Raw genomic sequence first — 20,823 nt, forward strand, 5'->3', positions numbered from 1 at the left:
TCGCTGGCCCGGCCCCACCGGCGCCGAGCCAGCGACGCGCCGGGGAGCCCACCGCCACCGCTGCCGCCTCTGCTCCGCACCCCCGGGCGCGCCACCCGGGCACCCGGGCGGCGGACGAGGGGCGGCACATCCCCAAGGCGGGCGAACGAGTGATTCGACCTGACCGCAGGACGTCCACGACCGGACCGTCCGGACCGGTCCGGTCTGTCGTGCCTGGAATGGAGTACGCGTGACACCCGAGGAAATTCTGGCCGCGGACCGGGCCCACGTCTGGCATCCGTACGCCGCGCTGCCGCCGGCGAGCTCCCCGTACCTGGTGCGCAGCGCCGAGGGCGTACGGCTGCGGCTGGCCGACGGGCGGGAGCTGGTGGACGGGATGTCGTCCTGGTGGGCGGCGATCCACGGGTACCGGCACCCGGTGCTGGACGCGGCGGTGACCGACCAGCTCGGCCGGATGAGCCACGTGATGTTCGGCGGGCTCACCCACGAGCCCGCCGTACGGCTCGCCCGGACCCTGGTCGAGCTGACCCCGGAGGGTCTGGAGCACGTGTTCCTGGCCGACTCCGGCTCGGTCAGCGTCGAGGTGGCGGTGAAGATGTGCCTGCAGTACCAGCGGGCCGTCGGTCGCCCGCAGCGGCGCAGATTGGCGACCTGGCGGGGCGGCTACCACGGCGACACGTTCCACCCGATGAGCGTCTGTGACCCGGAGGGCGGGATGCACCACCTCTGGGGTGACGTGCTGCCCCGGCAGGTGTTCGCCCCGGTCCCGCCCGGCGGCTTCACCGACCCGCCCGACGACGCGTACGTGGCGGCGCTCGTGGAGACCGTCGAGCGGCACGCCGACGAGCTGGCCGCGGTGATCGTCGAGCCCGTCGTCCAGGGCGCCGGCGGGATGCGGTTCCACCACCCGGGATACCTGCGGGTGCTGCGCGAGGTGACCCGGGCGCACGGGGTGCTGCTGATCTTCGACGAGATCGCCACCGGGTTCGGCCGTACCGGCGCGATGTTCGCCGCCGAGCACGCCGGGGTGACGCCGGACGTGCTGTGCCTGGGCAAGGCCCTCACCGGTGGCTACCTGACGCTCGCGGCGACGCTCTGCACCCCGGAGGTCGCCCGGGGCATCTCCGCCGCCGGCGTGCTGGCGCACGGACCCACGTTCATGGGCAACCCGTTGGCCTGCGCGGTGGCCAACGCCTCCATCGGGCTGCTGCGGGCCGGGGACTGGTCGGCCCAGGTGGCCAGGGTCGGCGCCGGCCTGCGCGCCGGCCTGGAGCCCCTGCGCGGTGCGCCCGGCGTGGCCGACGTGCGGGTGCTCGGCGCGATCGGGGTGGTCCAGCTCGACCACGAGGTCGACCTCGGCGCGGCCACCGTGGCCGCGGCGGAGCACGGGGTGTGGCTGCGCCCGTTCCGCGACCTGGTCTACACGATGCCGCCGTACGTCACCGACGACGCCGACCTGGCCCGGATCACGGCCGGGGTGGCGGCGGCGGTGGCGGCCGGCTGAACCGCCTTCGGCAACGGACACCCGGGAGGCGGTCCGCCGCCCGGCAGGAGAGAGGGAGTACCGGATGGAGAGCTTCGGAACCCGGCTGCACCGGGCGATCAGCGAGCGGGGGCCGCTCTGTGTGGGCATCGACCCGCATCCCGGTCTGTTGGCCCGCTGGGGCCTCCCGGACGACGTCCAGGGGGTGGACCGGTTCACGCGAACCGTCGTGGAGGCGCTCGGTGACCGGGTTGCGGTGGTGAAGCCTCAGTCGGCCTTTTTCGAGCGATTCGGATCCCGCGGAGTGGGGATTCTTGAGTCAACTATCCGACAGTTACGGGAGGCCGGCTCGCTCGTTCTCCTCGACGTCAAGCGCGGCGACATCGGATCGACGATGAGCGCGTACGCCTCCGCGTACCTCGATCCATCCAGCCCCATGTATGTCGACGCGGTCACCGCGAGCCCCTACCTCGGAGTAGGTTCGCTCACGCCGATGTTCGAGTTGGCCGCCGAGCACGGCGGCGGCGTCTTCGTGCTGGCCCTCACCTCCAACCCCGAGGGCGCGGCCGTGCAGCGGGCCCGCACGGCCGACGGCCGCACCGTGGCGCAAACCGTGATCGACGAGATTTCCCAGCTCAACAGGGGTGCGACTCCGCTCGGAAGCTTCGGTCTGGTGGTCGGTGCGACCATCGGCGACACCGGTCACGACCTCTCCGGAGTGGGGGGTCCGCTGCTCGCCCCGGGGCTCGGCGCGCAGGGTGCCGGTGCCGCCGATCTGCGTACCGTCTTCGGTTCGAGCCTCGCCTCGGTGCTCCCGTCGTACTCCCGGGAAGTGCTCTCGGCCGGCCCCGACGTCGACGCCCTGCGGGCCGCCGCGGACCGCGTGTTGGCCGACTGTCGGGCCGTATTGCCTGCCCGGTGACTGACTGACGGGTCGGTCACCTTACGGTGATCATGCGGCCCCCACGTTGCCGAAAGCTCCGTTGGCCGCTAGTTTTCCCCGCGCTGGGAACCATGGACCCCTTGGTTCACAGCGACACCACGTTTCACAGATGCGGCGGTGCGCCCCGCCCGCCGCGATAGGGACCTGAGGAGAACTGGTGCCGCTCCCGTCACTGACCCCCGAACAACGCGCTGCCGCGCTCGAGAAGGCCGCGGAGATCCGCAAGGCCCGTGCTCAGCTGAAGGAGCAGCTCAAGCAGGGCAAGACCACTCTTGGTGCCGTCCTCGAGCGCGCCGAGAGCGACGACGTCGTCGGAAAGCTCAAGGTTTCGGCCGTCCTGCAGGCCATGCCGGGTATCGGCAAGATCCGGGCTACCCAGATCATGGAGAAGCTCAAGATCGCCGACAGCCGTCGCCTGCGTGGCCTCGGCGAGCAGCAGCGCAAGGCACTGCTTGGAGAGTTCGCCGCCAACTGAACCTGGCAGCGTGTAGAAACAAGCAGTGAGCACGGATGACGAGGCGCGCCCGGCTGCTCGGCTCACTGTCCTGGCTGGACCTTCGGGTTCCGGCAGGGAGAGTGTCGTCGAGCTGGTCCGGGCGCGTTCTCCGTCCGTGTGGGTCCCGGTGCCGGCAACCACCCGGCCGCGCCGGGAGTCGGAGATCGACGGGGACGACCGCGTTTTTCTCGCCCCCGCCGAGTTCGACCGCCGGCTCGCCGTGGGCGAGCTGCTGGAGTGGTCCCGGATCGGCAGTTACCGCCGGGGCACGCCGTACCCACCGCTGCGCGCCCGGCTCGACGCCGGGCAGCCGGTGCTGCTCCCGCTCGACCTGCCCGGCGCCGCGTTGGTGCGGGCGCGCCTGCCCGGTGCGCGGCTGGTGCTGCTGAGCCCACCGGGGTACGACCCCGGCCCCACCGTGACGGCCGCCTTCGCGCACACGCTGACCCACGACCGCACCGAGCGGGTGGTCGACGAGCTGGTAGGCTTACTCGGTTCTTCTTATCCGGACCCGGCCTGGTCGCGCGTGCGCGGCTGAGCGCCGGCGCCGTTGAGACTCAGCACCGCGTACGCGCGGCTCGAAAGACGCAGAGGTTAATTCGTGGGATCCATCGCCAACCCCGAAGGCATCACCAACCCGCCGATCGACGAGCTCCTCGAGAAGACGACGTCGAAGTACGCGCTTGTCATCTTCGCCGCCAAGCGCGCGCGCCAGGTCAACGCCTACTACAGCCAGCTCGGCGAGGGCCTGCTGGAGTACGTCGGCCCGCTCGTCGAGACCACCCCGCAGGAGAAGCCCCTCTCCATCGCCATGCGCGAGATCAACGCGGGTCTGCTCACCGCCGAGCCGACCGACCAGCCGTAAGCTCCCGCCGGCCGATGTCCGCCTCGATCGTCCTCGGGGTCGGCGGCGGCATCGCCGCCTACAAGGCGTGTGAGCTGCTGCGACTCTTCACCGAATCGGGCCACCAGGTCCGGGTCGTGCCGACCGCGTCGGCGCTCCGGTTCGTCGGGGCGCCGACCTGGGCGGCGCTCTCCGGCCAGCCGGTCGCCGACGACGTCTGGACCGACGTCCACGAGGTGCCGCACGTCCGGCTCGGTCAGCAGGCAGACCTGGTGGTGGTCGCCCCGACCACCACCGACCTGCTCGCCAAGGCCGCGCACGGGCTCGCCGACGACCTGCTGACAAACACCCTGCTGACCGCCCGCTGCCCGGTGCTGCTGGCCCCGGCCATGCACACCGAGATGTGGGAGCACCCGGCCACCGTGGCCAACGTCGCCACGCTGCGCGCCCGGGGGGTCCGGGTCATCGACCCGGCCGTCGGGCGTCTCACCGGGGTCGACACCGGCCGGGGCCGGCTGCCCGACCCGGCGGAGATCTTCGCCGTCGCCCGTCGGGTCCTGGCCCGAGGCGTCGCCGCCCCCGCCGACCTGGCCGGCCGCCGGGTGGTCGTCACCGCCGGTGGCAGCCGGGAGCCGCTGGACCCGGTCCGCTTCCTGGGCAACCGCTCCTCCGGCAAGCAGGGGTACGCGTTCGCCCGCGCGGCGGTCGCCCGAGGCGCCCGGGTCACACTGGTCGCGGCGAACGTCTCCCTCGCCGACCCCGCCGGCGTCGACCTGATCCGGGTCGGCACCACCGCCGAGTTGCGGGAGGCGACGCTGAAGGCCGCCGTCGAGGCCGACGCGGTGGTGATGGCGGCGGCTCCGGCCGATTTCCGGCCGGCGGCCTACGCGCCTGGCAAAATCAAGAAGTCCGACGATGGTGTCGCGCCCACCATCGAGCTCGTCACGAACCCGGACATCGCGGCGGAGCTCGGCCAGCGCAAACGACCGGAGCAACTGCTCGTGGTGTTCGCCGCCGAGACCGGCGACGCCGAGGCCAACGGCCGGGCGAAACTCGCCCGGAAGCGGGCCGACCTGATCGTCATCAACGAGGTCGGTCCCGACCTGGTCTTCGGCGCCGACACCAACACGGTGACGGTCATCGGCGCGGACGGCTCGGTCAGCCGGCTGCCCGAGCAGGCCAAGGACGCCGTGGCCGACGCCGTCTGGGATCTCGTCGTGGCGCGGTTGCCCGTCCGCTCCTGACGGGTGGAACAGAGCGCGACCGGTCCCTACACCGGCCGCAGTGGTGACTAGACTGCCGCGGAACGACCTCACACGCTTAGGAGTGCCGTGACACGCCGCCTCTTCACGTCCGAATCGGTCACGGAAGGCCACCCGGACAAGATCGCCGACCAGATCAGCGATGGCATCCTCGACGCGTTGCTGACCGAGGATCCGCACAGTCGGGTTGCGGTGGAAACCATGATCACCACCGGCCAGGTGCACATCGCCGGTGAGGTGACCACCAAGGCGTACGCCGACATCCCGACGATCGTCCGCCGGACCATCCTCGACATCGGCTACGACTCGTCGAAGAAGGGCTTCGACGGCGCGTCCTGCGGCGTCAGCGTCTCCATCGGCGCGCAGTCCGAGGACATCGCGCAGGGCGTGGACAACGCCTTCGAGCTGCGGACCGGGGCGTCGGAGAGCGCGCTTGACGCGCAGGGCGCCGGCGACCAGGGCATGATGTTCGGCTTCGCCTGCTCGGAGACGCCCGAGCTGATGCCGCTGCCGATCGCGCTGGCCCACCGGCTCGCCCGCCGCCTGGCCGCCGTGCGCAAGGACGGCACGATTCCCTACCTGCGCCCGGACGGCAAGACCCAGGTGACAATCGAGTACGAGGGGCTGCGCCCGGTCCGGCTGAACACCGTCGTCGTGTCCAGCCAGCACGCCGCGGACATCTCGCTGGACTCGCTGCTCACTCCCGACGTGCGCGACCACGTGATCGCCCCGGAGCTGGAGAGCCTCGGTCTGGACACCGACGGCTACCGGCTGCTTGTCAACCCGACCGGCCGGTTCGAGATCGGTGGCCCGATGGGTGACGCCGGGCTGACCGGTCGCAAGATCATCGTTGACACCTACGGCGGGTACGCCCGCCACGGCGGTGGCGCGTTCTCCGGCAAGGATCCGTCCAAGGTGGACCGCTCCGCCGCGTACGCGATGCGGTGGGTCGCCAAGAACGTGGTCGCCGCCGGTCTGGCCGAGCGGTGCGAGGCGCAGGTCGCCTACGCCATCGGCAAGGCCCACCCGGTGAGCCTGTTCATCGAGACGTTCGGCACCGAGACCGTGCCGGTCGCCTCGATCGAGAAGGCCGTCGCCGAGGTGTTCGACCTGCGTCCGGCCGCGATCATCCGGGACCTCAACCTGCTCCGCCCGATCTACCAGCAGACCGCCGCGTACGGCCACTTCGGCCGGGAGCTGCCGGACCTCACCTGGGAGAGCACCGACCGGGCCGCCGACCTCAAGTCGGCCGCGGGAGCCTGACCGCCACCACGCGTAGCGACCGGCGACCCGCGGACGGGTCGCCGGTCGCGCGCGTCTGCGTGGACGTGCCGCTGGCGCATCTGGACCGGCCGTTCGACTACCTGGTGCCGGCCGAGCTGGACGAGGTGGCGGTGCCCGGCACCCGGGTGAAGGTGCGTTTCGCCGGGCAACTCGTCGACGGGTGGCTGCTGTCCCGCGCCGACGACTCCGGGCACACCGGCCGGCTCGCGTACCTGGAGAAGGTCGTCTCGCCGGAGCCGGTGCTGGCGCCCGAGATCGCCCGGCTGGCCCGCGCGGTCGCCGACCGGTACGCGGGCAGCCTCGCCGACGTGCTCCGGCTCGCCGTCCCACCCCGGCACGCCCGGGTCGAGAAGGAGCCCCGCGACGACCAGCCGGCCCCCGCGGACGCGGCGCACGCCGAGCGGGTCGAGGGTGGCGCTGCCGCACCCACTGTCGACCCGCGCGGGTGGCGGGACTACCCGACGGGCCCGGCACTGCTGCGGGCGCTCACCGACGGCCGGGCGCCCCGCGCGGTCTGGTCGGCGTTGCCCGGCGAGGACTGGGCGGCCCGCTACGCCGACGCGGTGGCCGCCACCGTCGCCGGCGGACGCGGCGCGGTGGTCGTGGTGCCCGACGCCCGCGACCTGGACCGGCTGGACGCGGCGCTCACCGGCGTGCTCGGCCCGGGGCGGCACGTCAGTCTCTCCGCCGCCCTCGGGCCGGCCCGGCGCTACCGGGCGTTCCTCGCCGCCCGCCGTGGGCAGGTGCCGGTGGTGATCGGCACCCGGGCGGCGATGTTCGCCCCGGTGGACCGGCTCGGCCTCGTCGCCATCTGGGACGACGGCGACGACCTGCACTCCGAGCCCCGGTCGCCCTACCCGCACGCCCGCGACGTGCTGCTCACCCGCGTCCAGCTCGCCGAGGCCGGCGCGCTGGTCGGCGGGTACGCCCGCACCGCCGAGGCGCAGCTGCTGCTGGAGACCGGCTGGGCGCGCGAGGTGGTCGCCGAACGGGCCACCGTGCGGGCCCGGATCCCGGCCATCGCCCCGACCGGCGACGACCCGCAACTGGCCCGCGACCCGGGGGCCGCCACCGCCCGTCTGCCCAGCCTGGCCTGGACGGCCGCGCGCGACGCCCTCCGGCAGGACCTGCCGGTGCTGGTGCAGGTGCCCCGACGCGGCTACCTGCCGTCGATCTCCTGCGCCGAGTGCCGCACCCCGGCCCGCTGCGCGCACTGCTCCGGGCCGCTCGCCCTGCCCTCGGCCGGCGGCACCCCGGCCTGCCGGTGGTGCGCCCGGGTGGCCGCCGCGTACGCCTGCCCGCAGTGCGGTGGGCGGCGGCTGCGGGCCGCGGTGACCGGTGCCCGGCGGACCGCCGAGGAGTTGGGCCGGGCGTTTCCCGGCGTGCCGGTCCGCACCTCGGGGCGCGAGGAGGTGCTGACCGACGTGCCCGGCGGCGCGGCCCTGGTGGTGACGACGCCCGGCGCCGAGCCGGTCGCCGAGGGCGGCTACGGAGCGGTGCTGCTGCTCGACTCGTGGGCCCTGCTGACCCGGGCCGACCTGCGGGCCGGTGAGGAGGCGTTGCGCCGCTGGCTGGCGGCGGCAGCCCTGGCCCGTCCGGCGCCGGCGGGCCGGGTGGTGGTGGTCGCCGACGGCGCGCTCGCCCCGGTGCAGGCGCTGCTGCGCTGGGACGCCGCCTGGTTCGCCGGCCGGGAGTTGGCCGAGCGTCGGGAGTTGGGCTTCCCGCCGGCCGTCCGGATGGCGAGCGTCACCGGCCCGGCCGAGGCGGTGGCCGACCTGCTCGCCGCGGCCCGGCTGCCCGACGACGCCGAGGTGCTCGGGCCGGTGCCGGCCGAGGAGGGCCGGGAACGGATGCTGGTCCGGGTGCCCCGGGCCCGGGCCGCCGCGCTCGCCGAGGCGCTGCACTCGGCCGCCGGTGCTCGCGCCGCCCGCAAGGCCGCCGATCCGGTTCGTCTCCAGGTCGACCCGCTGAGCCTGTTCTGAGCGGTTTCGGTAGGTGTCGGCGAGCGGCGGCCCCGGCCCGCCCGGCCGGCCCTCGCACACCGCGTCCGACAAAGCGGTGGCGGTGGAGTGGTAGCATCGCCCGTCATGCCAAGGCGTACGACGGCTCCAGGTCGCGACGGAGCGTCAGAGGCGCCGTGCTGGGGCCGCCGCAGGATGGCGCGACGATGGCGGGAACGCGTCGGTCGGACGCGAAGTCGATGATGTCTTTGAGCCGGTGAGCAGGGGTGGACCAGTCGTGACCGTTGGACAATCGATCGTCTTCAACGGCGACCTCGGCAGCGGCAAGAGCACCGTGTCGGTCGAGATCGCCAAGCGGCTCAGCATGCGCCGGGTCAGTGTGGGGGACCTCTACCGGGAGATGGCGCAGCAGCGGCAGATGACCGCTCTGCAGCTCAATCTGCACGCCGAGCTCGACCAGGCCGTCGACGGCTACGTCGACCAGCTCCAGCGGGACATCGCCGCCTCCGGCGAGCGCCTCGTCATGGATTCCCGGCTGGCCTGGCACTTCTTCACCGACGCGCTCAAGGTGCACATGATCACCGAGCCGGGTGAGGCGGCCCGCCGGGTGCTCGCCCGGCCGTCCGGGCCGGCGGAGAGCTACGCCTCCCTGGAGGAGGCCAAGGCCAAGCTCCGGGAACGCAGCGCGAGCGAGCGCAGCCGGTTCATCGTCCGGTACGGGGTGGACAAGGCCCGACTGCGCAACTACGACCTGATCTGCGACACCACCCGTGCCACGCCGGCCGAGGTGATCGAGCACATCATCGCCGCGTACGAGGGAACGCTCGGCGCTGAGGTGCTGCGTGACGGGCCGCCGCTGCTGCTGCTGGACCCGGCCCGCGTCTACCCGACCGAGGACATCGCCACCCTGCGGGGTTTGTGGGACACCGACTTCGTCGGCGACGTGGCCGAGGCCGGTGACGAGGCGCTCGAACCGCTGAAGATCGGGTTCACCGGCGAGTACTTCTTCGTCGTCGACGGCCACCGTCGGCTCAGCGCCGCCCTCCAGAACGGTTTCTCCCTGGTCCCCGCCCAACTGGTCGCCGAGGTCGACGAGCCGGTCGTGGGCGGGATGACGGCGATCGACTACTTCGCCGCCCAGGTGCGCCCCGGCCTGGTCTACGACTGGGAGTCGGCGCACAAGATCCAGCTGCCGCTGCCCGAGCCCGCCCTCCTGCGGGGCGACGCGGTGCTCGCCGGGGATCCGGCCGCCAGCGCCTGAGCTGAGCGTGTGGCCGGGCCGGCACGCGGGGTGCGCGCCGGCCCGACCATCTGTGCGGTTGTCCCGTCGAGGGTTGCCTCAGCCGAGCACCACACCCGAGGCGCCGACGCCGGCCATGCCGGAGAAGATGTCCTCGTAGTAGAACCGCCAGGCGCAGACCCGACCGGTGGGGACGTAACCGGTACAGGCGACGGCGGTGTTGGTGTCGTCGATGGCGGTGTTGGTGCCGGTGGCCCAGACCTGGAGGGTGTTCGCCGCGTTCACGATCTCCACCGGGCCGCCGCTGTCACCCTGACCGACGGCGTTGGTGTGGGTGGTGTTCTCGGCCTGCACCTGACCGCAGACAGTGCCGAAGTCGCGCACGTTGATGCAGAGGTTGCGGGCCTTCACCTGGATCGAGCACCGGGTGCCGGAGTACGCGCCCGAGGAGCACACCCAGTTGCCGACCTGGCTGGCCGACGCGCCGATCACCTGGTTGTTGAACTCACTGACCACGTTGCCGGCCGCGTCGGTGCTGTTGTTGAAGACCCGGCCGCCGCCGCTGCCCGCGATGAGCAGGGTGTCTGAGCTGGTGTTGCGGGCGCTGACCGTGCCGATCGTCTGCCCGGTCGGGTCGGTCGCCAGGACGTTGAGGTTGGCGCAGTGCGCGGCGGAGAGCACCCGCGACACCCCGCCCTGCCACACGCCGAAGCCGGTCGAGCAGCCACCGCCGGTGGCGGTGTTGCGCCACGCGGCGCCACCCCACCACGGCGGCGAGTCGTCCCATCGGGTCGCCGGCGCGGCGGCGACCCCGGTCTGCACTGTCACCGGCACGCCGGCGAGAGCCGTCGCCCCGAGCAGCCCGCTCTGCGTGCCGACAAGCAGGCCGGCACCGTCGGCCCGCGGGCCGACCGTGGTGATCTTGTCGCCGGCCTTGGCCCGCAGCCGGTCGGCAGCGACCATCAGTTCCCGCTGGGTGTACGGGGCGGACAGCACCCGGGTCGCGACTGTGGACCGGGCGACGGCCACCACGTTGGCTGGCGGCTCACCCTTCCAGTAGACCTGGAGTTCCCGATTGGTGGGATCGGCGACGACACCGGCGAAGCCGGAGTTCGCGTTGCGCTCGGCGGCGTTCGTGATCCGCGCGGCGGCGGTGTTCATGCGCTGTTGCAGTCGGAGCAGCTCCGACCAGGAGGCGAAGCCGCCGGGCACCGGCGTGCTGTCGACGAACGATCCGGCGTTGGCGGGCTTGCCGGCGGGTGCGGCGGTAGCCGGTGCGGCGGTCACGCCAGCGGCGAGCAGCGTGAGGCCGAACGCGGCGACGGCGGCGCGACGCAGCAGCGACGGGGACCGCCGGACGGTCAGATGTGGACGGATCATCAGTACCTCTTCCCCCAGGGGTTGTGGAGCGGGTCGAACCCGCACCAGGACGGTGGCACGGGTCCTCGGCTGCGCGCGGCGCATCCTGGACAGGGCTGGACACGGCCGGACAGCGCCGGACGGTCCACCCTCCGGGATGGAACTGTCAGAACATCGGCGCTCGCCTATCGATTGGCGCTGGGGCGGAATTAGCCTGCCCGTGCTCATCCGGGGCGGCCGGGTGACCGGGGGGTGGGAACCGATGTCCGACCAACGGGTACCTCTCGGGCAACCGGCGGCACCGGGATCGTCCGCGGCGTTCGAGGTGGCCCGCGGCGGCGCTGAGGCGCAGACCCTCCAGGAACTGGCCGGGCTGTTACGCCAGTTGCGCCGTCGGGAGGCCCGGCAGCAGGGCGAGACCCAGCTGACGTACCGGCAGTTGGCCGCGAAGACCGGCTGGTCGCGCGGGATCATCGGGGAGTACTTCGCCGGCAACATCCTGCCTCCGCCGGAGCGCTTCGACGCCCTCATCAGGCTGCTCGGAGCAACCCCCGCCGAGCAGGGGGTGCTGGCCACGGCACGGGACCGGGTCGAGGAGCGCCGCCGAACCCCGAACCGGGACCACGCGACCACCGGACGGGCGAGCGCCGGGGCCGGACGGGCCAGGGCCGGCGGTCCGCGCCCCGGCGCGCTGGCGGCCCGGTTCCCGGTGCCCCGCCAACTGCCCCCGGCGCTGCCGGGTTTCGTCGGGCGTGCCGCCCAGCTCGCCGAGCTCGACGCCGCGTGCGCCGGCCCCGACGGGTCCGGGGACGGCGACCCGGCGGCGGTCACCGTCATGACGTTGTCCGGCACGGCCGGCGTCGGCAAGACGACGCTGGCGGTGCACTGGGCGCACCGGGTCGCCGACCGTTTCCCGGACGGCCAGCTCTACGTCGACCTGCGCGGGTTCGACTCCTCCGGAGCGGTGGTGACGGCCGTCGAGGCGGTCCGGGGGTTCCTGGAGGCCCTGGAGGTGCCGCCGGAACGAATCCCCACCCACCTGCCCGCGCAGGTCGGCCTCTACCGCAGCCTGCTCGCCGGCCGCCGGATGCTGGTGCTGCTCGACAACGCCCGCGACGTCGAGCAGGTTCGTCCCCTGCTGGTCGGCAGCCCGAGCTGCCTGGTCCTGGTCACCAGCCGCAACCAGCTCGCCGGACTGATCGCCGCCGAAGGCGCCCGGCCGATCGGCGTGGGCCTGCTCAGCACCGTCGAGGCCTGGCAACTGCTGGCCCGGCGACTCGGCGCGGACCGGTTGGCGGCCGAACCGCAGGCGGTGGACGAGATAATCGAGCGGTGCGCGCGGCTGCCGCTGGCGCTGGCGGTGCTCGCCGCCCGAGGCGCGGCGAACCCCGCCTTCGGGCTGGCCGCCCTCGCCGACGAGCTGCGCGAGGCGCCGCACCCGCTGGACTCGTTCGACGGTGGCGACGCCGGCACCGACGTGCAGGCGGTCTTCTCCTGGTCGTACCGGAGCCTGACGCCCGCGGCAGCGCGCCTGTTCCGGCTGTTCGGCTGCCATCCGGGGCCGGAGATCGGGGTCGCCGCGGCGGCCAGCCTGGCCGGGCTGCCCCGCGGTCAGGTGCCCCGACTGCTTGCGGAGTTGGCCCACGCGCACCTGGTCACCGAGCAGGCCCCCGGCCGGTTCGGCGCGCACGACCTCCTCCGGGCGTACGCGGCGGAGCTGGCGGAACGTCTCGAGCCGGCGGACGCCCGGCGGGCCGCGATCCAGCGTGGGCTGGACCACTACCTGCACACCGCGCACGCGGCCGCGCTGCTGCTGCAACCGGGCCGGGATCCGGTCACCCTGGCCGCCGCCCCACCGGGCGTGCTGCCCGAGGAGATCACCAACCACGGTCAGGCGCTGGCCTGGTTCACCATCGAGTACCCGGTGCTGCTGGCGGCGGTCGCCCACGCCCGACGGGCCGGGTTCGACGGCCATGCCTGGCAGTTGGCCTGGACACTTGTGGACTTCCTGCAACGGCGGGGGCGGTGGACGGACCTGGCCGTCGCCCAGCGGACCGCCCTGGCCGGGGCGCGGCGGGCGGGAGACCTGCTCGGGCAGGCGAACGCCCACCGGGACCTGGCCCGGGTGCTCTCCCGGCTGGGCCGGGTGGACGAGGCGGCCCGGAACTACCGCCAGGCCCTTGTCATCTTCGAGGCGTTGGGTGACCACACCGGGCAGGCGCGTACCCACCGGGCGTTCGGCGCGATGCTCGACGGACTCGGCCGGTACGCCGAGGCGTTGGACCACGGCCAGCGGGCACTGGCGCTGTACCGGGCCGCCGGTCATCCGGCCGGGGAGGCCAGCGCCCGCAACGCGGTGGGTTGGGCCCACGCCCAGCTCGGCCAGTACGGGCCCGCGCTGGCGCACTGCGAGCAGGCGTTGGCGCTGCTGCGCCCCACCGGGGACCGGCACGGTGAGGCGAACACCTGGGACAGCCTCGGCTTCATCCACGCCCGGCTGGGTGACCACCGCGCGGCGATGCGCTGTTACCAGCGGGCGCTCGGGTTGTACCGGCGGATCAGCGACCGCTACGACGAGGCGGACACCCTGTCCCGGCTCGGCGAGAGCCGACACGCGGCGGGGGACACGCCCGGCGCCGTCCGCACCTGGCGGCGGGCCCTGGGCATCCTCGACGACCTCGGCCACCCGGACGTCGAGCGGGTGCGTGAGCTGCTGAGCCGGGCGACGGCCGGCTGCGCGACGCCGGGCTGACGCCCGCCCACGAGCTGGCCGGACGTCGGCGAGGGGTCGCCGCCGGGCGTGCTCGGCCGGTGCCCGGACGCCGACCGGTGACGCTCGGCACACCGGCGGTGGCCGATCGAGGTACGCCGGCCAGTGTGCGGCCGGGCACTCCGTAGACTGGTACGGCACCGCCCGTCCACCTGTCGAAGGAGCCATCCCGCGTGACCGTTCAGCCCATCCGTCTTTTTGGGGATCCGGTGCTGCGCACGCCGGCCGATCCGGTGGTCGACTTCGACGCCGAGCTGCGTCGGCTCGTCGCCGACCTCACCGACACGATGCGTGAGCAGAACGGCGCCGGCCTGGCCGCGCCGCAGCTCGGCGTGAGTCTGCGGGTGTTCACCTTCGACGTCGACGACGTGCTCGGGCACCTGATCAACCCGGTGCTCGAGTTTCCCGACGAGGAGGAGCAGGACGGCCCGGAGGGCTGCCTGTCCATCCCCGGGCTCTACTTCGACACCAAGCGTCGGCAGAATGTCATCGCCAAGGGCTTCAGCTCCTTCGGCGACCCGGTGCAGATCGTCGGCACCGGCCTCATGTCGCGGTGCGTCCAGCACGAGACCGACCACCTCGACGGGGTGCTCTTCCTGGACCGACTGGACCAGGAGGGGCGCAAGGAGGCGATGAAGGCGATCCGTCAGGCCGAGTGGTACGACGCGGCGGCTCCACCGACTGTCAAGCTGAGCCCGCACCTCAGCGACCCCTTCGGTCTGGGTCGGTGACCCCGATGCGTGTGATCTTCGCCGGTACGCCGGCCGTCGCCGTTCCCGCCCTGGCCGCCGTCGCCGCCTCCCGGCACGACCTGCTCGCCGTGGTCACCCGGCCGGACGCGCCCGCCGGGCGTGGGCGTGGCCTGTCCCGTTCCCCGGTCGGCGAGTGGGCCGACGCGCAGGGCGTCGAGGTGCTCACGCCGGCCCGCCCCCGCGACCCCGAGTTCCTCGACCGGCTGCGTGAGCTCGCGCCGGACTGCGTGCCGGTGGTCGCCTACGGTGCGCTGGTGCCGCCGGCCGCCCTGGAGATCCCCCGGCACGGCTGGATCAACCTGCACTTCTCGTTGCTGCCCGCGTGGCGGGGCGCCGCTCCCGTGCAGCACGCCGTGCTGCACGGCGACGAGCTGACCGGGGCCAGCGTCTTCCAGTTGGAGGAGGGCCTGGACACCGGCCCGGTCTACGGCACCCTGACCGACGAGATCCGGGCCACCGACACCTCCGGTGACCTGCTGGACCGGCTCGCCGAGTCCGGCGCCGGGCTGCTGGTGGCGGTGCTCGACGCGATCGCCGACGGCACCGCCCGAGCCGAGCCGCAGCCCGCCGACGGGGTGTCGCTGGCGCCGAAGCTGACGGTGGAGGACGCCCGGGTGCGCTGGACCGACCCGGCCTTCGCCGTGGACCGCCGGATCCGGGCGTGCACCCCGGCCCCGGGCGGCTGGACCACGTTCCGGGGCGAGCGGGTGAAGCTCGGCCCGGTGGTGCCGGTGCCCGACGGACCCGACCTGAAGCCCGGGGAGTTGCTTGTGGAGAAGTCCCGGGTGTTGGCCGGCACGGCGACCGTGCCGGTTCGCCTCGGTGAGGTCCGCGCCGCGGGCAAGCGGGCCATGGGCGCGACCGACTGGGCGCGCGGCGTCCGGGTCGGCACCGGAGAGGACTTCGCGTGACAGCCCCGGAAGGCACCCGCCCCACCCGTTCCGGCCCGCCCGCGGGTCGTGGCGGGGACCGCCGGCCGGTCCGGCCACCACTGGACCGCCCGCGCCGCGCGGCGTACGAGGCGGTGGCCGCGGTGCACCGCGACGACGCGTTCGCCAACCTGGTGCTGCCCATCATCCTGCGCGAGGAGGGGCTGTTCGGCCGGGACGCGGCCTTCGCCACCGAGCTGACCTACGGCACCCTGCGCAACCTGGGCACGTTGGACGCGATCCTGACCGACGCCGCCGGCCGGGACGTGGCCCGGATCGACCCACCGGTCCGCGACGCGCTGCGGCTCGGGGCGTACCAACTCCTGCACACCCGGGTGCCCGCGCACGCCGCGGTGTCCTCGACGGTGGACCTGGTCCGTTCGGTGGCTCCGGGCGCGACCGGCTTCGCCAACGCGGTGCTGCGCGAGGTGTCCAGCCGGGACGCGGACGCCTGGGTGGCGAAACTCGCCCCGCCGATGGAGACCGACCCGGTCGGGCACCTGGCGGTGGCGTACAGCCATCCGCAGTGGATCGTGCGGGCCTTCTCCGAAGCGCTCGGCGGCGATCTCGGTGAGACGGCCCGGCTCCTGATCGAGGACAACGAGCGGCCCCCGGTGCACCTGTGCGCCCGGCCCGGCCTGATCGACCCGATCGAGCTGGCCGACCAGGTCGGCGGGGCGCCCGGCGCCTTCTCGCCGTACACCGTCTATCTGCCCGGCGGCGCGCCGGGCGACATCCCGGCGGTGGTCGACGGCCGGGCCCACATCCAGGACGAGGGCTCCCAGCTGGTCGCCGCGGCACTCGCCGACGCGCCACTGGACGGCCCGGACGGGCGATGGCTGGACTTGTGCGCCGGACCGGGCGGCAAGGCCGGCCTGCTCGGCGCGCTGGCCGCGCAGCGTGGCGCGCGGGTGACAGCGGTGGAGGTGGCCGAGCACCGCGCCCGTCTGGTCTCCCTGGCGACCCGCGACCTGCCGGTCACCGTGCTGGCCATGGACGGCCGTGACGTCGGCGGCGACCCGAAGCTGCCGGAGCAGCACTTCGACCGGGTGCTCGTGGACGCCCCCTGCACGGGGTTGGGCTCGCTGCGGCGCCGGCCGGAGTCGCGGTGGCGTCGCCAACCGTCCGACCTGCCGCCGCTGACCCGGCTGCAACGGGAGTTGCTGGGAGCGGCGTTGCGGGCGGTCCGCCCGGGTGGTCTGGTCGCCTACGTGACCTGCTCGCCGCACACCGTCGAGACGCACGTGACGGTCACCGAGGCGGCCCGCCGCAGTGGCGTCGCTGTGGACTTCGTCGACGCCCGGACGCTGCTGCCGGCCGGCATGCCCGGTCTGGGTGACGGGCCGACGGTGCAGCTCTGGCCGCACCGCCACGGCACCGACGCGATGTTCCTCGCCGTCCTGCGGCGAGGCTGACGGGCTCACGTCCGGCCGGTCACCCGACCGGCCGGACGCGGGACGCTCAGGTGACCGGGAGTCCCTTGGTGCCGGCGTTGCGCATCGAGCGGGTCAGGTTCCGATCGGAGATCCAGAGGAAGCACTGCACGCCGCGGTTGCCGTTCTTCCACTCCTCCTCGTACGGCTGGTAGTAGATCGTGCCGGCGCGGAAGTCGAGCTGGGAGTTGTCCGGCACCTTGGCGTACCTGGCGATCATCGTCTGGCAGGCGCGGTGGGTCTTCTTGACGGTGCGGGAGAACTCGGCGTAGCTGATCTCCGGGGCCTGCCAGACCCCGACGAACTCGGCGTGGTGCTTGGCGGTGCAGGAGACCGGCACCATCTCGTCGATGTCGTCCTTGACCAGCTTGGGGTTGAAGCAGCGGTACGCCAGGGGCGCCGCGCCGGACAGCGCACCCCGGAGGCTGCCGGTGCGCGGGCCGGCGGTGGTGTCGTCGATGCTGGCGATCTCGCTGACGTCGCAGCGGTACCAGCGGGCGCCGCCCGTCCAGGCCTGCGGTGACGGCAGCACCACGGTCAGGCCGAGCCGCCCGGAACGCCAGTCGGCGCCCACCGCCTTGTTGACCTCCGTGTCGCACCCGGCCTGCGCGGCCCGCATGCCGGCCGAGCCGGGCTGCGGGGGCGTGCCCGGCTCGGCGTTCGGGCCGGTGAGCGTGCCGACGTGCATCGTCTCCACCAGGTGCGATTCGGTGCACGCCGTCGGGTTGTAGCCGGTCAGGAAGCCGATCTGCTGGGAGGTCGGGTGGCAGACGTCGGCGGCGGGCACGAACTGCTGCGCCGCGACGGGCGCCGGCCAGTCGTCGACGAGGTCACTGTCGACTCCGGCGGGCGCGCTGCACCCGGCCAGCACCAGGGCCACTGCCGCACCCCCGGCGTACGCCGCCCACCACCGTCGCATGCCTGACCTCCCGCCACTGTGGCCTCCGGCCGGACCCCGCCGGTCGGTAGCGCCACGGCGCAGCAGCATACGGCACCGGTGCTCAGATGGCGGGCAGTCCCTCGGGGCCCGCGCCGCGCATCGAGCGGGTGAGTTTGCGGTCGTCGCTCCACAGGAAACAGCGCACCCCACGGTCGCCCTCCTCCCACTCCCGTTCCGAGGGCGGGTAGTAGATGGACCCGGCCCGGTACGGCAGGTCCTTGTTGTTCGGCACGGCGGCGTACGCGGCGATCAGCGCCATGCAGCGCTTGTGGGACTGCGCGGCGGAGCGGGTGAACTCCGCCCAGCTGGTGTCCCGTTCCTGGTAGACGCCCACGAACTCGGCGCGGTGCGGCTCGGTGCAGAGCACCGGCGCCATGTAGTTGAGGTTGTCGCCGATCAGCTTGGGGTCGAAGCAGCGGTGGGTCAGCGGGCTGTCGCCGATCAACGCGCCGCGCAGGCTGCCGGTGCGGTTCACCGGGCGGGTGTTGTCGATGCTGCCGGTCTCGCTGAGGTCGCAGCGGAACCAGCGCGCGCCGCCGGCCCAGGCCGGTGCCGACGGCAGCGCCAGGGACAGCGCGAGTCGGGCCGTGTGCCAGTCGCCGCCGAGCACCTCTCGGGCCCGTTGGTCGCACTCGGCGCGGGCCGTGCGCAACGCCGACGATCCGGGCGCCGGCCGGGTCTCGGTCAGCGCGTCGGGGCCGACGAAGGCGCCGACGTGGATGGCCTCGGCCAGGTGGTTGCGCGCGCAGTCCACTGTCTCGTAGGTGCTGGCCTGCACGACCGCGGTGATCCGGGGCAGGCAGGTGTCGGTGGCGGGGGTGAACGGCGTCGGGACCCGCAGCGCCGGCCAGTCGTCGGTGAGATCACCGTCCGCGCCCCGCGCCGGCGTGCAGCCGACCAGCAGTATCGTCGTGACGCCGGCCAGCACCAGCACTGGAAGCCACCGTCGCATCGTCCGCCCTTCCGGGAACTGGCGGCCGGTCACCGCGCCCGCGGCGAAACCCCGGCGGGTGGGCACCCTTCGGCACCGTCCCGCTTGGAGTGTCGTCGCGTTTCCGTCGATCGGCCAGCCACTCATGTCTGTTCGTCCGGATTCGGCAGTCCGGAGCGACTAATTCTGCACCACTGGTCACTGGCGCATCACAACGCGTCGGAGTTGGTGCCGCGATGCGGGTGGCGGGTGACCGCGTTCGTACACTGGCCCCGTGACCGTACCGCCGCCGATCGTCGCGCCGAGCATTCTGGCCGCCGATTTTGCCCGCCTCGCCGAAGAGGTCCGTGCCGTCGAGGACGCCGCGGACTGGTTGCACGTCGACGTGATGGACAACCATTTCGTGCCGAACCTGACCATCGGGCTGCCGGTGGTGCAGAGCCTGCGGGCGGTCACCGCGATGCCGTTCGACGTGCACCTGATGATCGAGGATCCGCGCCGCTGGGCCCCCGGTTACGCCGACGCGGGGGCGTACAACGTCACCTTCCACGCGGAGGCGGCCGACGACCCGGTGGCGCTGGCCAAGGACCTGCGCTCGGCGGGCGCGAAGGCCGGCCTGGCCATCGACCGGGACACCCCGATCGAGCCGTACCTGGACCTGCTGCCCAGCTTCGACACCCTGCTGATCATGACGATCAAGGCCGGCTTCGGTGGGCAGCGGTTCATCCCGCAGTTGCTGGACAAGGTGCGGGCCGCCCGCCGGCACGTCTCGGCCGGGCACCTGGAGCTGCGCATCGAGGTGGACGGCGGGATCGCCGCGGACACCATCGAACAGGCGGCCGCCGCCGGCGCCGACGCCTTCGTGGCCGGCACCGCCGTGTACGGCGCCGCCGACCCGGCGGAGGCGGTACGCCACCTGCGGGCACTGGCGGAACGCGCGGCTCCCGGGGCCTGAGGTGGAGCCCGAGGTCGACCGCAAGGACATCATCCTCGTCGTCGACGACGACGAGGACATCGCTCGTTTCGTCGAGTTCAACCTGCGGCTGCACGGCTTCGAGGTGATCCACGCCAGCGACGGCCAGGAGGCCCTGGAGGTCATCGAACGCCAGCGACCGGACCTGGCGGTTGTCGACCTCATGATGCCCCGCATCGACGGGCTGGAGCTGACCCGGCGGCTGCGCGCCGACCCGATGACCTCCGCCCTGCCGGTGATCATGCTGACGGCCAAGGGGATGACGGTCGACAAGGTGCACGGGCTCAGCGCCGGCGCCGACGACTACCTGGTCAAGCCGTTCGACACCGCCGAGTTGGTGGCGCGGGTCTCGTCCACGCTGCGTCGCAACAAGGAGTTCCGGGAGGTCTCCCCGCTGACCGGGCTGCCCGGCAACAGCCGGATCCGTCGGGAGATCAGCGACCGGGTCCGGCACGGCGTGGACTACGCGGTCGGCTACATCGACATCGACCGGTTCAAGAGCGTCAACGACCGGTACGGCTTCGTCCGCGGCGACGACTTCATCTCCGCGCTGGCCCGCAGCCTGCACCGGGCGGTGGTGGCGGTGGGGTTGCCACCGGCCTTCCTCGGCCACGTCGGCGGTGACGACTTCGTCATCGTCTGCACCCCGGACCAGGTCCGCCCGCTGACGTCCCGTGCGGTCGTCGACTTCGAGAAGTCGGCCGACACGCTCTACGACGCCACCGACCGCGAGCGCGGTTTCGTCGAGTTGAAGGACCGGCGGGGCACCATCCGCCGCGCGGCCCTTGTCACGCTCTCCATCGGGGTGTCGCTCTCCGACGCCGGCAAGCGGTTCACCGACCCGCTGGAGGCGATCGCGGTGGCCTCGGAGATGAAGACGGTGGCCAAGAGTCAACCGGGGTCGTACGTTGCCGTGGACCGGCGTCGTGGTGTCACGTGAGCATGACGCCCCTGTGAAGTAGCTCGCGTGGGTGGCGACGCACCCCCGTCGGCGTGTAAGACTGCCCTGTACCCACCACGCGCTGGCGGGACTCGGTGAAATTCCGAACCGGCGGTGATCCACGGTCCAACCGTGGTCAGCCCGCGACCCGGACGGCTCTGCCGCCCGGTGGACCTGGTGAAAATCCGGGGCCGACGGTTGGGAGCGGTTCGTCCGCCCCCAGACAGTCCGGATGGGAGACAGCGCGCGGGACGGACGGGTCCGAGCCGGCCGCTGGCTTCAG

At 73.3% G+C, this 20,823-nt stretch carries 18 protein-coding genes and 1 riboswitch; of the genes, 15 read left to right on the forward strand and 3 right to left on the reverse strand.

Annotated elements, in window-relative coordinates:
* Window positions 1-229 precede the first annotated feature (229 nt).
* From ACQPWW_RS12555 to ACQPWW_RS12595, 9 genes are all read left to right on the forward strand, one after another.
* Window positions 230-1,504, forward strand: a complete 1,275-nt coding sequence (locus ACQPWW_RS12555; protein WP_433132277.1) for an adenosylmethionine--8-amino-7-oxononanoate transaminase — start codon at window positions 230-232, stop codon at window positions 1,502-1,504.
* A 64-nt stretch (window positions 1,505-1,568) separates the two neighbouring features.
* Window positions 1,569-2,405 carry an orotidine-5'-phosphate decarboxylase gene (gene pyrF / locus ACQPWW_RS12560; RefSeq protein WP_433132279.1) on the forward strand — a complete coding sequence of 279 codons (837 nt, stop codon included), beginning with the start codon at window positions 1,569-1,571 and terminating at the stop codon, window positions 2,403-2,405.
* Between the two features lie 178 nt (window positions 2,406-2,583).
* Window positions 2,584-2,901 (forward strand): integration host factor, actinobacterial type, encoded by a 318-nt coding sequence (gene mihF / locus ACQPWW_RS12565; RefSeq protein WP_030335662.1) that lies wholly within the window; start codon window positions 2,584-2,586, stop codon window positions 2,899-2,901.
* A gap of 25 nt (window positions 2,902-2,926) precedes the next feature.
* Window positions 2,927-3,460, forward strand: coding sequence for a guanylate kinase (locus ACQPWW_RS12570; RefSeq protein ID WP_433132281.1), 534 nt, complete (start codon window positions 2,927-2,929; stop codon window positions 3,458-3,460).
* 63 nt (window positions 3,461-3,523) lie between these two features.
* A complete protein-coding gene (gene rpoZ, locus ACQPWW_RS12575; protein WP_007075826.1) occupies window positions 3,524-3,787 on the forward strand; it encodes a DNA-directed RNA polymerase subunit omega in 264 nt (87 codons plus the stop codon).
* A gap of 14 nt (window positions 3,788-3,801) precedes the next feature.
* Entirely contained in the window at window positions 3,802-5,010 is a 1,209-nt protein-coding gene (gene coaBC / locus ACQPWW_RS12580; RefSeq protein ID WP_433132283.1) for a bifunctional phosphopantothenoylcysteine decarboxylase/phosphopantothenate--cysteine ligase CoaBC, read from the forward strand.
* Between the two features lie 87 nt (window positions 5,011-5,097).
* Entirely contained in the window at window positions 5,098-6,291 is a 1,194-nt protein-coding gene (metK, locus tag ACQPWW_RS12585) for a methionine adenosyltransferase (RefSeq protein ID WP_357411592.1), read from the forward strand.
* 59 nt (window positions 6,292-6,350) lie between these two features.
* On the forward strand, window positions 6,351-8,294 hold the full coding sequence (locus ACQPWW_RS12590; protein WP_433132285.1) for a primosomal protein N': 1,944 nt from the start codon (window positions 6,351-6,353) through the stop codon (window positions 8,292-8,294).
* A gap of 256 nt (window positions 8,295-8,550) precedes the next feature.
* Window positions 8,551-9,534: an AAA family ATPase gene (locus ACQPWW_RS12595; protein ID WP_433132287.1), complete on the forward strand. Its 984-nt coding sequence runs from the start codon at window positions 8,551-8,553 to the stop codon at window positions 9,532-9,534.
* Between the two features lie 78 nt (window positions 9,535-9,612).
* Here the strand turns inward: ACQPWW_RS12595 and ACQPWW_RS12600 are convergent, their stop codons facing one another.
* A complete protein-coding gene (locus ACQPWW_RS12600; protein WP_433132289.1) occupies window positions 9,613-10,893 on the reverse strand; it encodes a hypothetical protein in 1,281 nt (426 codons plus the stop codon).
* Between the two features lie 241 nt (window positions 10,894-11,134).
* Between ACQPWW_RS12600 and ACQPWW_RS12605 the strand changes: the two genes are divergently transcribed.
* The 4 genes from ACQPWW_RS12605 (at window position 11,135) to ACQPWW_RS12620 (ending at window position 16,738) form a co-directional block, all read left to right on the forward strand.
* On the forward strand, window positions 11,135-13,624 hold the full coding sequence (locus ACQPWW_RS12605; RefSeq protein ID WP_433132291.1) for an ATP-binding protein: 2,490 nt from the start codon (window positions 11,135-11,137) through the stop codon (window positions 13,622-13,624).
* Window positions 13,625-13,815: 191 nt separating this feature from the next.
* Window positions 13,816-14,373: a peptide deformylase gene (gene def / locus ACQPWW_RS12610; RefSeq protein ID WP_433132293.1), complete on the forward strand. Its 558-nt coding sequence runs from the start codon at window positions 13,816-13,818 to the stop codon at window positions 14,371-14,373.
* A 5-nt stretch (window positions 14,374-14,378) separates the two neighbouring features.
* Window positions 14,379-15,305: a methionyl-tRNA formyltransferase gene (fmt, locus tag ACQPWW_RS12615; RefSeq protein WP_433132295.1), complete on the forward strand. Its 927-nt coding sequence runs from the start codon at window positions 14,379-14,381 to the stop codon at window positions 15,303-15,305.
* The gene (locus ACQPWW_RS12620) at window positions 15,260-16,738 is read left to right on the forward strand and encodes an RsmB/NOP family class I SAM-dependent RNA methyltransferase (RefSeq protein ID WP_433134312.1); all 1,479 of its coding nucleotides are present in this window, start codon (window positions 15,260-15,262) and stop codon (window positions 16,736-16,738) included. Before fmt ends, ACQPWW_RS12620 begins: the two co-directional genes overlap by 46 nt.
* Window positions 16,739-16,784: 46 nt before the next feature.
* Here the strand turns inward: ACQPWW_RS12620 and ACQPWW_RS12625 are convergent, their stop codons facing one another.
* Window positions 16,785-17,675 (reverse strand): septum formation family protein, encoded by an 891-nt coding sequence (locus ACQPWW_RS12625; RefSeq protein WP_433132297.1) that lies wholly within the window; start codon window positions 17,673-17,675, stop codon window positions 16,785-16,787.
* Window positions 17,676-17,757: 82 nt separating this feature from the next.
* Window positions 17,758-18,648 carry a septum formation family protein gene (locus tag ACQPWW_RS12630; protein ID WP_433134314.1) on the reverse strand — a complete coding sequence of 297 codons (891 nt, stop codon included), beginning with the start codon at window positions 18,646-18,648 and terminating at the stop codon, window positions 17,758-17,760.
* A 253-nt stretch (window positions 18,649-18,901) separates the two neighbouring features.
* On the opposite strand from ACQPWW_RS12630, the gene rpe reads away from it, so the two are divergent.
* On the forward strand, window positions 18,902-19,582 hold the full coding sequence (gene rpe / locus ACQPWW_RS12635) for a ribulose-phosphate 3-epimerase (protein ID WP_433132299.1): 681 nt from the start codon (window positions 18,902-18,904) through the stop codon (window positions 19,580-19,582).
* 1 nt (window position 19,583) lies between these two features.
* Window positions 19,584-20,540 (forward strand): GGDEF domain-containing response regulator, encoded by a 957-nt coding sequence (locus tag ACQPWW_RS12640; protein ID WP_433132301.1) that lies wholly within the window; start codon window positions 19,584-19,586, stop codon window positions 20,538-20,540.
* Window positions 20,541-20,617: 77 nt separating this feature from the next.
* Window positions 20,618-20,788: riboswitch (FMN riboswitch) on the forward strand.
* The last annotated feature ends 35 nt before the right edge of the window (window positions 20,789-20,823 follow it).

Origin of the sequence: Micromonospora sp. CA-240977 (assembly GCF_050942285.1) — a bacterium.
Taxonomy (GTDB): Bacteria; Actinomycetota; Actinomycetes; order Mycobacteriales; family Micromonosporaceae; genus Micromonospora.

Bases quoted from the DNA above. Each gene is read 5' to 3' on its own strand.
- pyrF (WP_433132279.1), top strand. From the start codon at position 1,569: ATGGAGAGCTTCGGAACCCGGCTGCACCGGGCGATCAGCGAGCGGGGG.
- coaBC (WP_433132283.1), top strand. From the start codon at position 3,802: ATGTCCGCCTCGATCGTCCTCGGGGTCGGCGGCGGCATCGCCGCCTAC.
- ACQPWW_RS12600 (WP_433132289.1), bottom strand. From the start codon at position 10,893: ATGATCCGTCCACATCTGACCGTCCGGCGGTCCCCGTCGCTGCTGCGT.
- ACQPWW_RS12605 (WP_433132291.1), top strand. From the start codon at position 11,135: ATGTCCGACCAACGGGTACCTCTCGGGCAACCGGCGGCACCGGGATCG.
- fmt (WP_433132295.1), top strand. From the start codon at position 14,379: ATGCGTGTGATCTTCGCCGGTACGCCGGCCGTCGCCGTTCCCGCCCTG.
- ACQPWW_RS12625 (WP_433132297.1), bottom strand. From the start codon at position 17,675: ATGCGACGGTGGTGGGCGGCGTACGCCGGGGGTGCGGCAGTGGCCCTG.
- ACQPWW_RS12630 (WP_433134314.1), bottom strand. From the start codon at position 18,648: ATGCGACGGTGGCTTCCAGTGCTGGTGCTGGCCGGCGTCACGACGATA.